Origin of the sequence: Rubricoccus marinus (assembly GCF_002257665.1) — a bacterium.
Classification (GTDB): Bacteria; Bacteroidota; Rhodothermia; order Rhodothermales; family Rubricoccaceae; genus Rubricoccus; species Rubricoccus marinus.
In genome coordinates, this window is the sequence record NZ_MQWB01000001.1 from 451913 (window position 1) to 468982 (window position 17070).

Sequence of the window (17070 nt, forward strand, 5' to 3'; positions counted from 1 at the left end):
AGCGTCTGTCACGCCCCCCGCGTGCCCGGCTCATGTGCGGGCAAGGCCGCAATGCGTTCGCGGATGTCCAGCGGGACGGGGCCGCCAGAGGCCAGGACGGCTTCGTACAGCCACCGCGCGCGGACGCGGCTTGCGGGGGCGTCGTCTTCGGCCAGGAGTTGCGCCAGCGCCGCGGCCTTTTCGGGGGAGAAGGTGCCCTCGTCGCTCGCGGCGTCGAGGATGTCCGCCAGAGGCCTCTGGCGGAGGCGCTCGAGGGTCACGCCGGTGACGGCTTCGATGCCTTCGGCGAGGGCCGCGTAGGCGCCGGCGGGATCGCCGTCTTGCTTCTGGAGAAGCACCTGCGCGAGGACCTGGATCGCCTGCTGGATCTGGCGCAGCAGGTAATCGCGAGAGATCACTTCCGGCCGCCGCGCCAGGAGGGGGCCCAAACGCTGTGGTCCATGTTGGTCACGTCGATCGCGTCCGTCACGGCGGGCATGTTCGGGTTGCTGACCGAGGCGCCGTCGAGGTCGAACGTCTGCACCGGGTTATTGTCACGGTCCACGAGGACCACGCGCGGTTGGTGCGTTTCGGCCTCCTCTGGCGTCATGTCGGCGTAGGCCATCACAATCACCACGTCGCCGGGGGCGCAGAGCCGAGCGGCGGGCCCATTAAGGCAGCACGTGCGCGTGCCCTTCTCGGCGGGGATGGTGTAGGTCTCCAGGCGCGCGCCGTTGTTGACGTTGACGATCTGCACCCGCTCGTACGGCAGGATGTTCGCCATCTCCATCAGCTCGCGGTCGAGCGTGACGGAGCCCTCGTAGTAGAGGTCGGCCTCGGTGACGGTGAGGCGGTGGAGCTTCCCCTTGAAGAGCGTGACGGTCATGGCTGGGAGGGAATGGGGACTGGGTTCTGGGGGCTGGGGAAATGCAAAAGTCCCTAGTCCCCACGTCCCGAGTCCCCCACGCGGAGCGTGACGTTATCGATGAGTCGGGTCTCGCCGACGAACGCGGCGACAGCGGCAAGGTACCGCCCGCCAGAGGCCCCTTGCGGGTTCAGCGTGTCTGCGGGTAGGAGCGTGTCGGCATCCACGATCTCCGCATAGTCGATCCGGGCCTGGGGCGCGAGCGCGATCTGCTCGCGCATGGCGCTGCGGAGCACGTCGGCGGAGCGCTCGCCCTGTCCGGCAGCGTGGCTGGCGGCGAAGAGCGCGCGCGAGAGGACCGTGGCCTGCCTGCGCTCCTCTGGCGAGAGATAGCGGTTGCGCGAGGACAGCGCGAGGCCGTCTTCCTCGCGCACGATGGGATGCCCCACGACCTCGATGCCGAAGCCCAGCTCGCGCGTCATGCGGCGCAGGATGGCGAGCTGCTGCGCATCCTTCTGGCCGAAAACGGCGAGGTGCGGCCGGCACGCGAGGTAGAGCCGCGTCACGACCGAGGTGACGCCGTCGAAGTGCCCCGGGCGGCTCGCGCCGCACAGGTACCAGCCCATCTCCGCCACCTGGACGGTCGCCAGAGGCGGCAAGCCGAAGGGGTACATCTCGCGGGCCTCTGGCGCGAAGACGGCGTCGACGCCTGCGCCAGAGGCGAGCAGCGCCTCGCGGTCGGCGTCGAGCGTGCGGGGGTAGGCGTCGAAGTCCTCGCCGGGGCCGAACTGCGTCGGGTTGACGAAGATGCTGACGGTCACGTGCCCCTCGGGGCCGACCTGTTCGCGGGCGTGGCGGACGAGCGCGAGGTGGCCGTCGTGCAGCGCGCCCATGGTGGGGATGAGGGCGAGGCGCCGGCCGTCGCAGCGCGCGGCATCGGCTTCCGCCTGCATCGCGGCGACGGTGGTGATCGTGTCCAAAATCTGGGCGTGGGAGGGCCGCGCAAGTTCGCGGGAGTTCTCCGAACCGGCAACCGGCGGGCCAAGTACGTTCCGAGTTCCGGGTTCCGAGTTCCGAGTTTGAGGAAGTCGACCCGGAAGCGTTGCCCTTTCTTGCCTACCACAACTCGGAACTATGAACTCGGAACCCGGAACTAGAATCGAAACCGACTCCCTCGGCGACGTGCGCGTCCCCGCCGACGCCCTCTACGGCGCCCAGACGCAGCGCGCCGTCGACAACTTCCCCATCTCGGGCATCCGCTTCCCGCGCCGCTTTATCCAGGCCGTCGGGACCGTCAAGGCCGCTGCGGCCCGCGCGAACGTGAGCCTGGACCTGATGGACGGCGCCAGAGGCCAGGCCATCGCCGACGCCGCCGAAAAGGTCCGCAGTGGCGAGCTCGACGCGCAGTTCCCGCTCGACATCTTCCAGACAGGCTCGGGGACCAGCACGAACATGAACGCCAACGAGGTCATCGCGCGCGTCGCGCAAGAGGCCTCTGGCGAGAGCGTGCACCCCAACGACGACGTCAACATGGGGCAGTCCTCCAACGACGTCATCCCGACCGCCATGCACGTCGCGGCGCGCGTCGCGATGCACGAGGAGCTTCTGCCCGCGCTGGAGAAGCTGGCGACCTCGCTGGAGGCCAAGGCCGACGAGTTCGATGACGTGGTAAAGTCCGGCCGCACGCACCTCATGGACGCCACGCCGGTCCGGCTGGGCCAGGAGTTCGGCGGCTACGCCGCACAAGTCCGTAAGGGCATCGCGCGCGTCGAGGCGGCGAGCGAGGAGTTGGCCGAGCTAGCGCTTGGCGGCACGGCGACGGGCACGGGCATCAACCGGCCTCTGGCGTTCCCCGAAGCGGCCATCAAAGAGATCAGCGCCATGACCGGGATCGCGTTCCGCGAGGCCGAGAACCACTTCGAGGCGCAAGCGGCCAAGGACGGATACGTGGCCGCGGCCGGCGCGCTCAACACGCTGGCCGTTAGCCTGATGAAGATCGCCAACGACATCCGGCACCTCTCCTCCGGGCCGACGAGCGGCCTTTCGGAGATCCAGCTTCCCGCCATCCAGCCCGGCTCCTCCATCATGCCCGGCAAGGTCAACCCGGTGATGAGCGAGGCCATGATGATGGTCTGCGCGAGGGTGATGGGCAACGCGACCACGATCACCGTCGGAGGCCAGCACGGCAACTTCGAGCTCAACGTGATGATGCCCGTCATGGCGCACGCCATGCTGGAGTCCATCGGCTCGCTCGCCGGCGCCTGCGACGCCTTCCGCACGCGCTGCCTGGACGGCATCACCGCCGACCGCGACCGCGCGCGCGACCTGCTGCTCAAGAACCCCAGCATCGCGACCGCCCTCAACGACGAGATCGGCTACGACAAGGCGAGCAAGGTGGCCAAAAAGGCCGCCGCCGAGAAGCGCTCGGTCCGCGACGTGGTCCTGGAGATGGGCCTCATCCCCGAGGATCGCATCGACGAGATTTTGGACGTGCGCGGCATGACCGAGCCCGGCATCCCCGGACGCGACGCGTAGCGCCAGAGGCCTCTGGCGCCCCAAAACACGCGGAGCGCCGGGGCCGTGTAGGCGGAACCCCTAAAAATCGACGAGGGGGACACGAAGCGCATGCACGCTTCGTTACCCCGTCGCTACCTCCGAGTTGGGCTTGTGTGTGAGCCACAGCCGGTGCGGGGCGCCCAGAACGGGCGCCCCGTTTTTTTGTGCGTCCGCTTCCGGCGCAACGTGAATGCCGGAACGAGATAACGCGACGGCCGGACCTCTGGCGGGCAAAGGCGTTCACGCCCCACGCCAGAGGCCGACGGTCTTGCGCGCACCCGCACGAAACGCCAGAGGCGCGCCGTTGGAACGGCCCACGACTGCAACCGCGTAGGGCCTCTGGCGTCCCACGCACGACCGCTTTCTCGACACACCGATGCATACCGATCCCATCAACGAACCACGTCCGGCCCGGCGGAAGCTGGCGACCGGGCTCCTCGTCGCCGCCGCGTTCTTGGGCGGCATCTTCTTCGTGGCCTCCGCGGCCAACCTGCTCGGCCTCACCGACTTGCTGCCCGGCAGCATCGCGCAGCGCGTGGAGCAGACCGAGGCCATCGCCACGGCCGAGGACCTCGGCCGCGCGTTTACCCAGGTCGCCGAGCGTGTCAACCCCGCCGTTGTCCAGATCCGCGCGACGCAACTCATCGACCGGAGCGATGACCCGATGGCGGGCGGCAACCCGCTCGACTTCTTCTTTCAGCGGCCGCCTGGCATGAGCCCAGACGCCGCGCCCGACGTAGAGCGCGAGCCGTTCGCGCGGAGCGGGCTGGGTTCCGGCGCCTTTATCCGCGACGACGGGTACATCGTGACCAACAACCACGTCGTCGAGAACGCGAGCGAACTCGTGGTGCACCTGTTCGACGGGCGCGAGCTGCGGGCCGAAATCGTCGGCACGGACCCGTTCTCGGACCTCGCCGTCATCAAAGTGGAAGGCGACGACTTCCCGACCATCCCGTTTGGCGAAAGCGACGAAGTGCGCGTCGGTCAGTGGGTGCTCGCAATCGGCAGCCCGCTGGATGAGAACCTCTCCAACACGGTGACGAGCGGCATCATCTCCAGCCTCGGCCGTTACCAGGGCGGCAACAACTCGATCTCGAACTACATCCAGACCGACGCGGCGGTCAACCCGGGCAACTCCGGCGGACCGCTCGTCAACCTCCGCGGCGAGATCGTAGGCATCAACAGCGCCATCGCGACGCGGACGGGCACCTTTAACGGCATCTCGTTCGCGATCCCGGTCGACATCGTGCGCAACACCGCCGAGCAACTCATCGAAAGCGGTGAGGTGGAGCGCGGCTTCCTCGGCATCTCGTTCGAGGCCGCGACGCCCAGCCTCCGCCGCGCGTATGGAGCCGGCCCGGGCGCGGCTCGCGTGGCGAACACCTCTCCAGACGGTCAGGGGCGCGAACCCGCCAAGGAGGCGGGCATCCGTACCGATGACCTCATCACAGCCGTTGACGGCGTGGCGCTGATCGACAGCCGCCAGATCGTCTCGCTGATCGCGAACAAGCGCCCCGGCGACCGCGTGGACCTGACCATCAACCGCGGCGGGAAGGAAGAAACCGTGACCGTCCGCCTCGGCGTGCGCCCCGAGAACCTCGGCGGCACCGCGCCAGAGGCCCCGTCGGCGCCCGCAATGCCGGAGGAGGAGCCCGCGTCCATGGAGGCGCTCGGCCTGACGATCCAGAACCCGACGCGCGCCGTCCTCCAGCGCTACCGCATCGACGCGGACGCCGTGGAAGGCGTGGTGGTGACGGACGTGGAGCGCAACAGCGAGGCGTTCCGGGACGCCGGCATCGTGCGTGGCATGGTTATCACGGAAGTGAACAGGAAGCCGGTCGCCAACCGCGAGGACTTCGAGGCGGCCCTCGCGAGCGTTCCCCCAGGCGAGACGTTCCTCGTGCGCGTGCAGCGCTTCGGCGGCGGCCAGTCCGCGAGCACGCTCACCGCGCTGACCAAGCCTGGCTGAGCCCGGCGCCTCTGGCGCCCTTGAAAAACGCCCCCGCAAGCCGAGGCCTGCGGGGGCGTTCTGTATCTGGCCTCTGGCGCCAGAGGCCGATAATTTGGGTGCATGACGGAGCCCATTCTGACCGCGTCCCCCGCCCCGTGCGTCTCCTGCGGAGCGGTCCGAAGTGGTCCGTACTGCTCGGCCTGTGGCCAGAAGGAACGCGCGCACCGCCTCACGCTCGGGAGCGTGGCGCGAGAGGCGCTTCAGCATCTCACGTCGCTCGACAGAGGGTTCGGGCGGACAGTGGTGGACCTCGTGCGTCGGCCGGCCGAGGTGGCGACGGATTACTGGCGCGGGCGGACCGTTCCGTATGCGGGGCCGGGTCGGTTCTTTCTTGTGGCTGTGACTCTCGTGCAGGTTGCCGTCTTCGCGCTCGGCCTCGCGCCCGAGTTCATCGGCTCACTCGCCGATGGATTCAACTCGGGCCGAACGACAGGCGCCGAGATCGTGGACCACGCGACGCTCGTGGACCGGCTCCAGCGGTTCTGGGTTGTCGGCCTCGCGGGCCTGGTACCCGTGATGACGCTTTGGAGCCGGACCGTTTTCCGCCGCGCGCGCCGGACGCTTGCGGAGCACGCCGTAGCGCACCTTTACTTCCTGGGCGTGTTCGTGCTGGGGCTCGGGCTCGTGATGGTTCTGGGAAACACCGCGTATCAGTTTGCGCCCGCCACCGTCGGATACGCGATTGAGACACTGCTTCTCACGTCCGCAGCAGCGCTGTACGTGTGGAGCCTGGGCCGAGCGTTCGGCCAGACGTGGTGGGCGGGACTCGCGGGAGGCACAACGGTCCTAGTGCTCGGCCTCCTGACCTACATCGCGGGAGTGAGTCTGCTCATCGTCGCTCTTCAGAGGCTGTAAGGAGCGTCAGCCTCTGGCGAGGGCCTCTTGCGGGTCGAAGCCCTCGCGGACGGCGCTGGCCTCTGGCGCGCCGTGCTCGGCGAGGAGCCACTCGAACGCGGCAGCGGCTTTATCGCGGCCGACAAACGCGGCGGCGTGGGCGCGGCCGTCTTGGAGGTAATAGACCGCGGCGTCCTTGCCCGCGAGGTCGCCGTCCACAACGGCCTCGTCCCAATCATCGGCGTGGCCGACGTAGCGGAGGCTGATGCCCCACTGGCCGGTCCAGAAAAAGGGGACATCGGTGAACGGCTCGCCGGAATCCTCGGGCGAGTCGGCGCCAGAGACGAGCGCCCGCGCGATGTTCTGCGCGGCGTGGCGGCCGTGCTGCTGCGCGAGGCGCCAGTGCTCGATGCGGACGCGGCGGCCAAGCCGCACCTCGGGGTACTCCACGACGTCGCCAGCGGCGTAGAGGCCGGGCGCGAGGGCGAGCGTGCTCGCGGCAAGCAGCGCGCCGTGCTCCCCGTAGAACTCGCCGTGCCCACTCAGGAACTCCGTCGCGGGCGTCACGCCGACGCCAAGGACGACGAGGTCGCCGTCAACGCGCTCGCCAGAGGCGAGGACGACACCGAGGCCTCTGGCGCCGGCTCCGTGCTCGTCGCCGCCGAAGGTGGTTTCGATGCGCTCCACGTCGGCGCCGAGGTGGAACGTGGCGCCCTTGGCCTCGGCCGCGTTCTGGAACGTGCGGCCGAGGTCTTCGCCAAGGACGCCCTCGAACGGCACGCTGTCGCGCCCCACGAGTGCGACCTCGACGCCGCGCTCGGTCAGCGCCGCCGCGGCTTCCATGCCGATAAACGACGTGCCGATCACGACGGCCCGCTTGGCGCCAGAGGCCGCCTCGACGATGCTGTTGGCGTCTTCCCACGATCGGAGCACGTGGACGCCTTCCAGGTCCGCGCCGTCGATGGGGAGGCGCCGCGGTGTACCACCGGTGCAGATCAGGCACGCGCTGTACGCCAGAGGCTCGCCCTCTTCAAAGCTCGCTTCCCGCGTGTCCGTGTTGATGCCCGTGATCGTGCGGTCGGTCCAGACCTCGATGCCGAGGCGCTCGTAGAAACCGCCGTCACGGAGGGGGAGCGACTCCGGTCCGGCGCCTCCACCCAGGAAGCCTTTGGAGAGCTTGGTGCGGTCGTACGGCGCGCGCGTCTCGGGCGTCACCATCACGAGGCGCCCGGCGTAGTCCTGCCTCCGCAACTCTTCGGCCGCCGCCTGCCCCGCGGCTCCGCCGCCGATGATGAGGACGGTCTGCCCGCCAGAGGCCGCGCCCTCGCGTAGCGACGGCTCCGTCTCGACGGAGTCGGGCTCGCGGCCGTCGCTCTCGCGGTAGTCGATGCCTTTGCCGTGCTGGTCGGCGTCGTCCGGGACGCGCACAAAGACGTCATCGCCGTCCAGCTTGACCTCGAAGGTGCGGAGCGCATCCAGCGCTGGTGGCTGGTCCAGCGCGCCGCTGCACACGTCGAAGGCGGCGTGGTGCCACGGGCACACGACCGTCGTGCCGGTGAGCACGCCCGTCGCCAGAGGCGCGCCGTAGTGGGGACAGTGCGCCGTGCAGGCGTGGAAGCCGCCGTCCACGCGCGAGAGGAGAACGGCGGTGCCGCCGGCCTCGACCTGCTTCATCTCGCCATCGGCGAGGTCGGAGACGGAGGCGACGCGGACGAAATCGGCAGGCATGACGGGCGGGGGAGAGGGGAGGGCTGTACCCGCCTCGCCGGGCGCGGATCCGGGCCTCTGGCGCCAGAGGCGGGGCTGGAAAGGGCGCCGGCCCAAGGCGCCCTGTCAGTCGGCGTCGCGGGTGGCGGTCCAGTAGGAGAGGAAGCCGCGCTCGATGGCGTGCGTGGTGCCCTCCAGCCAGCCGTCGTGGAGGATCCCGGTCGTGTGGTACGTGGTGCCGCCATCGGACGTGACGAAGGCGAAGCGGACCTCGCCCCACGCGCCGTTCAGCACGGCCTCCCGGACGGGCGAGCCGTAGAACGTGGCCTCCATCGTGCTGTCCGTCGCAGCCTCCACCACGAACGGGACGGCGTAGTAGGCGGCCTCTGGCGACGGCCGGAGGTCCACGGTCCACGCGCCGACAAGGGCTTCGGCGGGCGTCTGGGCACCCGCGCCAGAGGCGAGGGCGAGGAGAAACGCGAGAGGGGGGATACGTAGGGCGGGAATACGCATGGTGCCGGGGGAAGACGCCGGAGGATAGCCGACGCCCCGCGTTCCGCGCGCGAGCGGCTTCTGGCGCCAGAGGCCGCAGTCAGGGGAGGCGCCGGCGGTTGGACGCAATCATTTAACACCGCCGCGCACAACCGGCGGAAACCCGCGGCGTTTGCGGCCGATCCAGCGCCCTCACGGGCCACGCGATTGTCCACATCCGTCGAGCGTTCGCTCGCCACCGCCGACCTCTCCCGGCGCGACACGCTTCTCCGGGTCGCCCGGAACGAGCGGCAGTTCCTCCTCCTTGTCGGCCTCGCGTTTTTCCTCGCGGGCGCCTTTGCGGGCGTGCCGGACGTCGCGCGATGGATTGGGTTCGCGCTCGCGGCCTATTCCACCGTCGCCAACGACTCCATCCAGACCGTCGGCACGTTTATCGTCTCCAACGAGAAGCAGCGGTGGTGGGTGCTGTGGCTGTTCATCGGCGGCGTCTTCCTCGCGACGGTGACGTACGGCTGGATCTCCGCCTCTGGCGACGTGTCGTTCGGGCGCCTCGCCTCCAAGGGTTTCGCCGAGGCGCCGACGCAGTTCTCGTTTTTGCAGGTGGCCGCGCCGGTCTTCCTGCTGATCCTGACGCGGCTGCGGATGCCGGTCTCGACGACGTTCCTCATCCTCTCGTGCTTCGCGACGGACCCCGAGGGCGTGGCCGAGGTGCTGGAAAAGAGCCTCTACGGATACGGCATCGCCTTCCTCTTCGGCGCGCTAGCGTTTGGCCTCACGGCCCGATGGGTGGCCCGCGCCGCTCACGCCCCGGCCTCGCGGTGGTGGGGCCCCGCGCAGTGGCTCTCGACGGGCGTGCTGTGGGTGAGCTGGGTGCAACAGGACATGGCGAACCTCGCGGTGTACCTCCCGCGCCAGCTCGGGCTCTGGGAGCTCGCCGCCTTCGCAGGGACGGTCTTTTTCGGGCTCGGCGTGCTGTTCTACCTCCGCGGCGACCGCATCCAGCGCATCGTGAGCGAGAAGTCCTCGGTCGTCGACATCCGCGCGGCGACGCTGGTGGACATCGTCTACGCCGTCATCCTGTTCGGTTTCAAGGAGGTCTCCAGCATCCCCATGTCCACGACGTGGGTATTCATCGGGCTTCTGGCAGGCCGCGAGCTCGCCATCACGCTTCTCACGCGCTCCGACCGCTCGTTCCAGCAGGGCCTCCGCCTCGCCGGGCGCGACGTGCTCTACGCGACCATCGGGCTCATCGTCTCGCTGGGCCTCGCGGTCGCGGCCAACCCGGTCATGCGCGAGGCCGTGTTCGGCCGCTAGCCTCTGGCGAGAGCCTCCACCTCTGGCGCGCCTGACCCCGCGAGGGCGCCAGAGGCCTCTGGCGCTAGGCGATGCGCCGCCCTTTGTGAACGGCCACCTCGCTGCCGACGGCGAGAAACGCCGAGCGCGGCGGCCCGGCCAGGACGCCCGCGAACTCCGGCCCGTAGAGCGCCGACGTGTCGCCCGTGAGCGTGGCCTCGTCCAGCGCCCACGTGTCCCATTTGGGGTGCTCCACCTGGTATTCCAGCGTGCCGCCATCGCGCTGGCGCGTGTAGCCCCAGTAGTGCTCGGTGATGAACTCGGACTCGGTCCCCGGCTCGCTCTGCGCCGCCGCGCCAGAGGCCACGCCGCGTAGCGCGAACTCCCGGCCGCCGTCGCGCCAGCCGTACGTCACCGAGCCGCCCGCCTCTGGCGTGAGCGCGATGGCGTGCGACATCGGGACGGCGGAGTAGGGCTCGTTGTACGCGACGCGCGCGACGGTGGCGATGGCGCGCTTGGGCACCAGCTCGCGCACGAACACGACCGCGCGGCGCACCTCGCCCTCTGGCGTCGTTCGGGTCACGTAAAAGCGGAGGTTGACCTCCTCGAACGTGCGGTGGAACGGGACCGGCACGCCCAGCACGCGCGTGTCACGCATCATGAAGCCGACCACGCTTACGAGCGCCTCGCCGCGCCAGAGGTCAAGCGCGGTCCCGGCCGGGACGCGCGGCAAGAGCGCCTCTGGCGGGACGGCGTAGTTGAGCAGCAGCAGGCTCTCCCAGCGGGCGGTGAGGAACGGGCGGGACATGGCGCAAGAGGCAGGCGCGTCACGATACGCCAGAGGCCTCTGGCGCGAGGCGCGGCGCACGGGCGGCCGGATTCCCGGGCGAGCTTCGGGGAGCGTTCACCGAGGGCTCGCGCGAGCCGCACAACGCCAGCGGCGGCGGCCGGTATGCTGTACCTATGACGACTCCTGACTCGCAGCCCATGCACTGGTACGACGCCCTCAACACCTATTTCCCCATCGAGGAGATGAAGTCGCGCCCTCACATCGAGGCGCTGCTCCGTGAGCGCGGTCACGTCTACCACGTGGACCGCGACGAGCACCACGTGCTGCTCTATGTCGAAGGCGAGGAGTTCGTGTTCGTGGACTACCTCCTCGTCAAGGCCTCCGCCAGAGGCCAGGGCCTGGGCGCCAAGCTGCTCGACCGGCTCAAGGCGAAGGGCAAGACGATCCTCCTGGAAGTGGAGCCCACCGACTACGACGACACCGATACGGTCAAGCGCCAGCGGTTCTACGCCCGCGAGGGGTTCCACCACGCCAAGCGCCTCTCGTACCGCCGTCGCTCCCTCGCCACCGGCGAGGTCAACGAGCTGGAAATCCTCTACTGGGCGCCGGACGAGACCACGACCGAGGACGACGTGTACCGTCACATGAAGGCCACCTACGAGCACATCCACACGTGGCGCGACGAGGAGTTCTACGGCGAGCGCTACCAGCCCGTGGATGAAGCGTTGACGCTCGCGGGGAAATAGCCTCTGGCGCCAGCGGCTCAGGGGCCGGGCTTCTGGAACCAGATCCAGCCCTCACGCCGCGCCCGCTCGGGCGCCACGCCGGCGGCCTCTGGCGTGAGCACGTCGCCAGAGGCGTAGTCCGCCGCGGCAACGCAGCACAGGATGGCGTCGAGCGCGTGGTCGGTGACGAGCGCGGCCGTCCGGGCCTCGGGCTCGATCTCGGCGTCGAGCGCGTCCACGAGGTCGGCGCGGAGGTCGCGCGCGCCAGCGGCTTTGTAGCCGCGCGTCGGCAGGCCTCTGGCGAGGAGCGTGGCGGCGGGGTACACCTCCAGCGCCTGACGCGAGGCGACGACCCCGGGCGTCCACCCCATCTCGACGGGCATGCGGGCGCCGACGGCGTTCAGGACGCCGAGCGCCGAGAGCGCCGTCCGCGCGATCCTGTCGGCGCCGACCTCCAGCGGCTTTTTGCCCAGCATCTTCCGCACGACGCGGTCGGTCTCGCGATTGAACATCTGGTCCGCCTCTGGCGCCAGAGACCCGCCCGCTTGGTGCGCCGCGAGGACCGTACCCATCGCCAGAGGCCAGCCCAGCGGCGCGTCGAGCGCAAAGACGGCCTCTGGCGCGGCCGCGAGCCAGGTGGCGAGGGTGCCGACGATGTCCTCCGCACTTCGGCCGGTGCGCGCCTCGTGAACGGTAAGGTGGCCGCCGTCCAGCGTGGCGCGGGCGAGGCCGGTGTTCTTGGGCTGCGTCGCGCAGTCGAGGCCGACGAGGAGCATAGCAGGAAGGGCGGTTTGGGAAGGGCGGCGCTTGGGGCGCCAGAGGCGTGTACGCGCGAGAAGCGGTGGAGTCCGCAGGAGCCGAGGGGTCTACGCCGAGCGCCGCCACGTAGCGGGGCGCGGGGTGGCGGCGCCAGAGGCCGCCGTGTCGGAAGCGGGGCGCCGGAACGGCGCGCAGCCGATCTTCGAGGGCGCCCGGGCAACCCGGACCCCTCCTGATCGTTTCCGCTCTCGGACCTGACCTCTCCTGCTCTGTTGAACCCCCGCCTCTTCCTCGTCCCCGCGCTCGCCTTCGTCCTTGCCGGATGTAGCGGCAGCGCCCCGGCGCCCTCCGCTCCCGCCACGCCGGGCGCCGCGCCCTCCGCCGACATCGACTACGACGCGCTCCAATCGCTGGACTACGAGCGCTACGTCCGGCCACTCCTCGCCTCTCGCGACGTGCTGGCAGCCTCTGGCGCCAGCGGCCCCGCCGCCTACGACCTCGAAAGCGTCGTCATGGCCGGCCCGAGCGGGTTTGTCGTGCCGTTCGATGCGGCCGGGAGCCTGATGCTCCGGTTCGTCCGCGACCTCCCCGAGACCGCCGAGATCCCGTTCCCCAACCTCCGCGACCTGGAGCCCGACGAGCTCCGCTACCTCGAGCGCTGGATCGAGGCCGGCGCCAGAGGCTCCGACGGGCACATCCCGTTTATGGACGCGCAGCACCTCCTCTTCGCGGGCGAGCAGGGGCAGAACAGCCTCGCCATTCTGGACGCCGAAACGCTCCGGCTCGTCCGGCGTGTGTACTTCGACGACCACGGCATCCCGAGCACGCCCTACGGCCCGCACCACTTCGTCTTCGAGCCCGACGGCAGCGCGGCCTACGTCTCGCTCGTCTCGGCCGGCGTCGTCGCCAAGGTCTCGCTGGACCTTTCGGTGGATCCCTCGGACCCCGCGTTTCTCCTTGGCCGCACCGACAACAGCTTTGTTACGCCGGGCATGATGACGCTGGACCCCTCCAGCGACCGCATCTACGTCGGCCGCTCGACGCTCTCGGACCCGCGCGCAAACGGCTTCGGCATCCTGAACCGCGAGACGATGGAGATGGAGAGCGTCGCGACGCCGTTCGCCGTGCCCCACGCGCTTTCCGCCACGCCAGACGGCCGCTACGTCATTACTGCCGAGCTTTCGGGCCAGGCAGACGCCAGCCGCGCGCTCGTGTATGACACGCGCACGGAGGACATCACCCTCGTCACGATCCCGACCGACGACCGCCCGCGCGAGTTCATCCACTTCAGCATTCTCGGCGCGCACCACATGGGCGGTCACGGCGGCGGTCATTCCGGCCACAGCATGGCGAGCTATCCCTACACGGTCACGCTCACCAGCCGCTCTACCAACGAGGTCCTCTTCTTCACGCTCGCTGAGGACGGCACGCTCACGATGGACGGCACCGCCCCGGCCGGCGACGGTCCGTACCACGCCCACGCCAACCACGACGGCACGATGCTGCTCATCCCCGACCAGCGCGGCAACACCGTCTCCATCCTCACCGCCGACACCCGCCAGCCTGCCGCGACCGTCCGCAACGCGGCGCTTTCGCAGCCTCACAGCCCGGCTCCCGGCCCGGACGGCTCCCGCTTTTTCGTGACCTCCTCCAACCTCACCGGCAACTGGACGCCGCCGTACCTCTTCCACGGCGCCGATGGTCAGCCTGCGAGCGCGCGCGCCTTTGGCAACGTGGCCGCGTTCACGCCCATGGGCGAACTGGTCGGCGTGGTGCAACTCGGCGCGTACCCGTCCGGGCTGGAGCCCGTCTCGCTCCCCGAGAAGACGATGGATCACGGCGGAATGGATCATGGCGGGATGAACCACGACAACCACTAGCGGCGCCAGAGGCCTCTGGCGACCGGAGCGGCCGCCCGGCCTCGAGCGGAGCGCCCCCGTGGTCCTCGGCCTCGGGTGACCGCCAGAGGCCGCGCCCGATTTCCGCCGCCGGCCACTCCCTGCCGGCGGACCCCTTGCACGTGGCCTCTGGCGTGGGCACCTTCCAGGCCCCATCTCCTACGCCTCGTCATGCGGATTCTCTCCACCAACGTCTACGTCGGTCCCAACGTTTACGCGCGGTTCCCCGTGATCCGCCACGTCATCGACCTGGGCCCGCTGGAGAACTACCCGACGGGCACGCTCGGCGACTTTCCTGCGCGGCTGGTGGAGGCTTTGCCAGGGCTTCAGGAGCACGGGTGCTCGTACCGCGAGCCCGGAGGCTTTATCCGGCGCATGACCGAGGACGAGGGGACGTGGCTCGGCCACGTGTGGGAGCACGTCGCGCTGGAACTCCAGGGGATCGCGGGGAGCGACGTGACGTTTGGCAAGACGCGTAGCCGGAGGGGGGAGCCGGGGTGCTACGACATGGTTTACTCCTACCACCAGCGCGAGGTGGGGCTGGAGGCGGGGAAGCTGGCGCGGCGCCTGATCTTGCAACTCCTACCGCCAGAGGTGCAAGCCGAGATCGACGAGGAAAAGGAGGACTGGGACTGGGACGAGGAGCGCGACGACTTTATCCGCTTCGCGCAACGCCGCGAGTTCGGCCCCAGCACGCAGTCCATCGTGGACGCGGCGGTGGCCCGTGGCATCCCGTGGCTGCGCCTCAACAAGTACAGCCTGGTCCAGTTCGGCCACGGCAAGTACCAGAAGCGCATCCAGGCGACGGTCACGAGCGAGACGAAGCACATCTCGGTCGAGCTGGCCAGCGACAAGGACGAGACGCACTCGCTCCTGGGCGACCTCGGCCTGCCCGTTCCCAAGCAGACGCTCTGCTACTCGGTCCGCGACGCCATCCGCGCCGCTGAGAAAACCGGCTACCCCGTCGTCGTCAAGCCGCTCAACGCCAACCACGGGCGCGGCGTGAGCATCCGGCTGATGACGCCAGAGGCCGTCGAGACCGGCTTCCACGTCGCGAGCGAGCACGGGACCAGCCGCGGCGTCCTCGTGGAGAGCTTCGTGGAGGGCTTCGACCACCGGATGCTCGTCGTGGGCGGCAAGCTCATCGCCGTGGCCAAGCGCGTGCCGGGGCACGTCGTGGGCGACGGCACGCACACGATTGAGGAACTCGTCGAGATCGTCAACGCCGACCCGCGCCGCGGCGTGGGCCACGAAAAGGTGCTGACGCAACTCCAGTTCGACGAGCAGGCCGAGCGCCTCATGGAAAAGCGCGGCGTGACGAAAGAGACCGTGCTCGCCTCTGGCGAGACGCTGTTCCTGCGCGAAACGGCGAACCTCTCCACCGGCGGCACGGCCATCGACTTGACCGACGTGGTGCACCCGGACAACCGCGACATGGCCGAGCGCGCCATCAAGGCCATCGGGCTCGACGTGGGCGGCGTGGACTTCCTCTCGACCGACATCACCAAAAGCTGGCGCGACATCGGCGGCGGCATCGTGGAGTGCAACGCCGCGCCCGGCTTCCGCATGCACGTGGCGCCGAGTGAGGGCACGCCGCGCAACGTCGCCGAGCCGGTCATCGACCTGCTCTTCCCGCCCGGCACGCCCGCGCGGATCCCCATCGCGGCAATCACCGGCACCAACGGCAAGACGACCACGACGCGGATGCTCGCGCACATCGCGCAGATGGCGGGCTACACGCCGGGCATGACCACCAGCGACGGTGTGTACATCAACGGCCGCATGAGCGTCAAGGGCGACATGACCGGTCCGACGAGCTCCAACATGGTGCTCCGTGACCCGGACGTGGACTGCGCGATCCTCGAAACCGCCAGAGGCGGCATGGTGCGCTCCGGCCTCGCGTTCAACGAGTGCGACGTGGCCGCCTGCCTCAACGTCCGCGCCGACCACCTCGGGATTCGGGGCATCGACACGCTGGACCAGCTCGCGGAGATCAAGAAGATCCCCATCGACGTGGCGAAGGACTGCGCCGTGCTCAACGCCGACGACGAGCGCTGCCTCGCGATGGCGGCCGACAGCCGCGCCGAGAGCATCTGCTACGTCACGATGGACCCGCAGCACGCCATCGTGCGCGAGCACGTCCGCGCCGGGGGACGCGCGGTCGTTCTGGAGCCGGGCATGAACGGGGACATGATCACGATCTACGACGGCGGGAGGCACATCCCTCTTCTCTGGACGCACCTCATCCCGGCCACGATGGAAGGCAAAGCGACGCACAACGTACAGAACGCGATGTTCGCCGCCGGGATGGCCTACGCGCTGGGCGAGAACGCGATGGAGAAGATCAACCTCGACCACATCCGCCACGGCCTCCGGACCTTCTCCACCTCCTACTACGAGGCGCCGGGCCGGCTCAACGTGTTCGACGAGCACCCGTTCAAGGTCATTCTGGACTACGCCCACAACCCGGACGCCGTCGGCATGATGGTGGAGCTGGCGGGCAAGCTGGACGTGCGCGGCAAGCGCCGCCTGGTCCTCGCAGCCCCTGGCGACCGCCGGGACGAGGACATCCGCGAGATCGCGACGATCGCGGCCGGGCACTTCGACCACTACGTCTGCAAGCGCGACGACAACCCCCGCGGGCGCGACGAGCGCGAGGTCCCGCTCATGCTCCAGAAAGCGCTCCTCGACGCCGGCGTGGCGCCAGAGGCGGTCGACATCGTCGTGGACGAGCAGGAGGCCATCGAACACGCGCTCGCCTCTGGCGAGGAGAACGACCTCATCCTCATCTTCGGGGACGACATCAGCCGCTCGTGGAAACAGATCATCTACTTCGGGCAGGCTTCGGGCGACGGCGAGGACGAAACGGCGCCGCCGACGCCCGTCACGGCCCCGATGCTCGCGCCAGAGGCCTCGGGCGGCATGATCGCCGCACCTGCGACGGCCTCCGCCAAGCCCGCCAAGGGCCCCATCACCCGGCGCGACGCCGACATGGACGCGGTGGACCTCCCCGACGGCCAGCGCCTCGTGCGCGACGAGCGCGGCGTGCGGATCGTTCTCGACGAGGAGGCTGACTAGCGCCTCTGGCGCAGGTGCAGGGTACGCGGTACGAGGTGCGGGTCGCTCCGTCACTCCGCCAGAGGCGTACTCGGTGCCCCGTA

At 69.6% G+C, this 17070-nt stretch carries 14 protein-coding genes; 7 read left to right on the plus strand and 7 right to left on the minus strand.

The features are described 5' to 3' along the window. Nucleotides 1–8: 8 nt before the first annotated feature. From BSZ36_RS01720 to panC, 3 genes are read right to left on the minus strand one after another with little or no spacing between them, the layout of a single operon-like run. Nucleotides 9–398: a hypothetical protein gene (locus BSZ36_RS01720; protein WP_094545437.1), complete on the minus strand. Its 390-nt coding sequence runs from the start codon at nucleotides 396–398 to the stop codon at nucleotides 9–11. Beyond that, nucleotides 395–865, minus strand: a complete 471-nt coding sequence (gene panD / locus BSZ36_RS01725) for an aspartate 1-decarboxylase (protein ID WP_094545438.1) — start codon at nucleotides 863–865, stop codon at nucleotides 395–397. The genes BSZ36_RS01720 and panD overlap by 4 nt, the downstream gene beginning before the upstream one ends. A 53-nt stretch (nucleotides 866–918) precedes the next feature. Beyond that, nucleotides 919–1824: a pantoate--beta-alanine ligase gene (gene panC, locus BSZ36_RS01730; protein ID WP_094545439.1), complete on the minus strand. Its 906-nt coding sequence runs from the start codon at nucleotides 1822–1824 to the stop codon at nucleotides 919–921. A gap of 154 nt (nucleotides 1825–1978) precedes the next feature. Between panC and BSZ36_RS01735 the strand changes: the two genes are divergently transcribed. From BSZ36_RS01735 to BSZ36_RS01745, 3 genes are all read left to right on the plus strand, one after another. Beyond that, nucleotides 1979–3379 (plus strand): class II fumarate hydratase, encoded by a 1401-nt coding sequence (locus BSZ36_RS01735; protein ID WP_094545440.1) that lies wholly within the window; start codon nucleotides 1979–1981, stop codon nucleotides 3377–3379. Between the two features lie 397 nt (nucleotides 3380–3776). Beyond that, nucleotides 3777–5369, plus strand: a complete 1593-nt coding sequence (locus BSZ36_RS01740; RefSeq protein ID WP_094545441.1) for a trypsin-like peptidase domain-containing protein — start codon at nucleotides 3777–3779, stop codon at nucleotides 5367–5369. A 102-nt stretch (nucleotides 5370–5471) separates the two neighbouring features. Continuing rightward, a complete protein-coding gene (locus BSZ36_RS01745; RefSeq protein ID WP_094545442.1) occupies nucleotides 5472–6266 on the plus strand; it encodes a DUF3667 domain-containing protein in 795 nt (264 codons plus the stop codon). Nucleotides 6267–6272: 6 nt separating this feature from the next. Here BSZ36_RS01745 and BSZ36_RS01750 read toward each other — a convergent pair whose 3' ends face one another. Both BSZ36_RS01750 and BSZ36_RS01755 read right to left on the minus strand, forming a co-directional pair. Beyond that, nucleotides 6273–7973, minus strand: coding sequence for an FAD-dependent oxidoreductase (locus BSZ36_RS01750; RefSeq protein WP_094545443.1), 1701 nt, complete (start codon nucleotides 7971–7973; stop codon nucleotides 6273–6275). Between the two features lie 105 nt (nucleotides 7974–8078). Continuing rightward, nucleotides 8079–8465: a hypothetical protein gene (locus BSZ36_RS01755; RefSeq protein ID WP_094545444.1), complete on the minus strand. Its 387-nt coding sequence runs from the start codon at nucleotides 8463–8465 to the stop codon at nucleotides 8079–8081. A gap of 186 nt (nucleotides 8466–8651) precedes the next feature. Here BSZ36_RS01755 and BSZ36_RS01760 point away from each other — a divergent pair, with 186 nt between their 5' ends. Further along, nucleotides 8652–9758, plus strand: coding sequence for a hypothetical protein (locus BSZ36_RS01760; protein WP_094545445.1), 1107 nt, complete (start codon nucleotides 8652–8654; stop codon nucleotides 9756–9758). A gap of 64 nt (nucleotides 9759–9822) precedes the next feature. Here the strand turns inward: BSZ36_RS01760 and BSZ36_RS01765 are convergent, their stop codons facing one another. Beyond that, nucleotides 9823–10545, minus strand: coding sequence for a YqjF family protein (locus BSZ36_RS01765; protein WP_094545446.1), 723 nt, complete (start codon nucleotides 10543–10545; stop codon nucleotides 9823–9825). 179 nt (nucleotides 10546–10724) lie between these two features. Here BSZ36_RS01765 and BSZ36_RS01770 point away from each other — a divergent pair, with 179 nt between their 5' ends. Then, a complete protein-coding gene (locus BSZ36_RS01770; RefSeq protein ID WP_094551095.1) occupies nucleotides 10725–11273 on the plus strand; it encodes a GNAT family N-acetyltransferase in 549 nt (182 codons plus the stop codon). A gap of 17 nt (nucleotides 11274–11290) precedes the next feature. On the opposite strand, the gene BSZ36_RS01775 is transcribed toward BSZ36_RS01770, so the two are convergent. Continuing rightward, nucleotides 11291–12028: a DUF429 domain-containing protein gene (locus BSZ36_RS01775; protein ID WP_094545447.1), complete on the minus strand. Its 738-nt coding sequence runs from the start codon at nucleotides 12026–12028 to the stop codon at nucleotides 11291–11293. A 255-nt stretch (nucleotides 12029–12283) separates the two neighbouring features. Between BSZ36_RS01775 and BSZ36_RS01780 the strand changes: the two genes are divergently transcribed. After that, nucleotides 12284–13891, plus strand: a complete 1608-nt coding sequence (locus tag BSZ36_RS01780; protein WP_094545448.1) for a YncE family protein — start codon at nucleotides 12284–12286, stop codon at nucleotides 13889–13891. Nucleotides 13892–14080: 189 nt separating this feature from the next. Further along, nucleotides 14081–16987: a cyanophycin synthetase gene (cphA, locus tag BSZ36_RS01785; RefSeq protein WP_094545449.1), complete on the plus strand. Its 2907-nt coding sequence runs from the start codon at nucleotides 14081–14083 to the stop codon at nucleotides 16985–16987. Nucleotides 16988–17070: the final 83 nt, after the last annotated feature.